This window comes from Quyinboa ferrireducens (genome assembly GCF_042436675.1).
GTDB lineage: Bacteria > Bacteroidota > Bacteroidia > Bacteroidales > UBA5342 > JBHJHP01.
The window spans coordinates 1-2,334 of the sequence record NZ_JBHMVA010000053.1 but is presented as its reverse complement, the minus strand read 5'-3'; the positions used below and the strand labels follow the sequence as shown (position 1 = coordinate 2,334).

Sequence of the window (2,334 nt, the reverse complement as noted above, 5' to 3'; positions counted from 1 at the left end):
TCAATAATATGTATGTTGTAAGTCGTTTCATTTTATTGTGCACAACGTTCCCGCGGTATGGTGTCGTGGCAGTTTCTTTCACACGTGAAAGGAACTGTCAGGACGAAAGGCGCTTGCAGCGAACGTTGAATTATTTTGTTTAAAAGTACTGCCATGCACTATGACCGCGTGTTGTGTACCGTTTTATTTTCAACTTATTTTTGGATTTGTAAATAGCGACTAACTTTTACTTCCCAATCTTCATATGAAAAAAGACTAATTGCTAGAAAAAGTCTATTATACTCTTTATTATAGTTCATTAAGTTGTTTTGTCTTATTGACCACCACCTGATATATGGACCTATTGCTCCACTGGCCATAATGCTTTTATAAACTTCATGGTAATTTTTATCTTTACGAGATAGTTTTTTTAAATAGTCAAAATATTTACCCTGAATATTCAATTCTAATGTTTCAAAATTTGGAGGGTTAATTAAAGTTGTATCTTTAACACTAACTCTAGTTACATTTTCATATTTCCAAATCTCATTAAAGAAGTTGTTAGTTTCTAAAGTATCAAATAAATCCACTCTATTTTGAAGGTTTGGATTAATATGTTGATAAATGACCTCTTTTTTATCAATATTTTCTACGATATAGTCAAGATATTCATGATAAGCTTTATTTGTTTCAGGACTGGTACTCCAATCTAAAACAATTTTGTCAAAGTAGTTTGTTATCAATTTTAGGTTTATAATTTCTTCATCAGAAAAGTATTTCTGAATTAATTTGTCATTTTCCAAAGGAATTATTTCTTGTCCAGTTGCATAAAGGAGACTGAACAAAATAAGAATTTGTATTGCTAAAATACGATTCATCAAAAAATAATTTTCAGAACAAGCTATTTAAAATTTCTAAAATGGGACACAACGTTCCCGCGGTATGGTGTCGTGCGGTTGACTGTCCCACGAAGTGGAGACTGTCAAGCCGAAAACGACGGCATACGGAATGTGGGTTTGCATGTTAAAACAAAACCGCATGCACTATGACCGCGTGTTATAGGCCGTAATTATTTATATTTTTTTTCTAATTCATTACGTTTATTCAGGTCAAACATTTCAACTTCATAGGCAATGTATGGATAAAAGTCTTTAACAGATATTTTACTGACAAAGTCCGTCGAAAGGTTCTTTATTAAATTATACTTAGTAATCAACCTTGTGTTGATATCTGTTTGATTTAATTCCCATGTCTCCCCTAATTGAGATAGGCTATTGAGAAATATTATTGCCTGCTCATAGGTGGAAAATTGCGCTCTATAAGTTTTTATGTATTCATATTTTTCTTTGTATTCTAAATCTTTGCGTGCGTTAATGTAATTTACTGTTTGAAACATGTGTCTAAAGTAGTGTCCCAATCTATTTTGGTGTCCACAAAAGAATTTGTTAAAAGTTTTTCCTTTAGTCACATAGTTCATTAGATTAAATTCTTGTCTGTGCTCCGAGTAATAAACAGGCATACTTTCATAATAATCCACAATACTATCAACTAATTCATCTTGATATTTCTTTTTTAGAAAGCTCCTTAGCATTTCCTTGCCTTGGCTTGTAACACCATAATAAAGAATCAAGTATGAAATGTTGATTTTATTTAATAACCGAACATCAATATTTATTCCACCATTTTCTATTTTGATTTTATCTTTTAAATAATCCTCTTTATTTCTATAAATATCTTCAGTTTTCCAACTTCCAAATCTGCTGTCGAGATAGAAAAATGCTTGGTTAAATTCATTTAGCAAAGTCATAAAAACACGAACTCCTTTTAAAACTTGAATGTTATCTTTATTCAAAGATTGGGGGTCTTCATGTTCCATCGTTTGAACGTTTTCTCGATGGATTTTTACCTTTTCGAAAAATTTTGACTCAATTATTCCTTTGTTAAAGGATTTTTGTTGATACTTAAAGGAGAAATAAATTAAAACGAAACTAAAAAATGCGAGAACTCCACTAATTGACGAAGCCCAATCTGAAGCAATTTTAAAGTCGATTATCCACGAAATTCCTGTTTGCGCTAAAACTTGAAAAATGAAAAAGATAAAAAAAATCCCAGCAGCTATAAGTATTATGTTTTCTAATTTTTTCATTTGTTCACTGTGTGCAGTTCTTAGTTTTTATGGCCTATAACGTTCCCGCGGTATGGTGTCGTGGCAGTTTCTGTCCGATAGGATAGGAACTGTCAGGACTAAAGGCGCTTGCAGCGAACGTTGAAATATTTTGTTTAAAAGTACTGCCATGCACTATGACCGCGTGTTGTATGCCGTTTTTTATTCATCTAAGTTGATCAACTCATCTT

The 2,334-nt window shown here is 32.0% G+C and carries 2 protein-coding genes; both read right to left on the bottom strand.

Features of this window, described 5'->3' with window-relative positions:
• Positions 1-194: 194 nt before the first annotated feature.
• Positions 195-857 carry a hypothetical protein gene (locus ACE01N_RS20320; RefSeq protein WP_380592882.1) on the bottom strand — a complete coding sequence of 221 codons (663 nt, stop codon included), beginning with the start codon at positions 855-857 and terminating at the stop codon, positions 195-197.
• Positions 858-1,048: 191 nt separating this feature from the next.
• Positions 1,049-2,125, bottom strand: a complete 1,077-nt coding sequence (locus ACE01N_RS20315; RefSeq protein ID WP_380592880.1) for a putative phage abortive infection protein — start codon at positions 2,123-2,125, stop codon at positions 1,049-1,051.
• Positions 2,126-2,334: the final 209 nt, after the last annotated feature.

Coding starts and splice junctions, on each gene's coding strand:
- ACE01N_RS20320 (WP_380592882.1), bottom strand. CDS start 857: ATGAATCGTATTTTAGCAATACAAATTCTTATTTTGTTCAGTCTCCTT.
- ACE01N_RS20315 (WP_380592880.1), bottom strand. CDS start 2,125: ATGAAAAAATTAGAAAACATAATACTTATAGCTGCTGGGATTTTTTTT.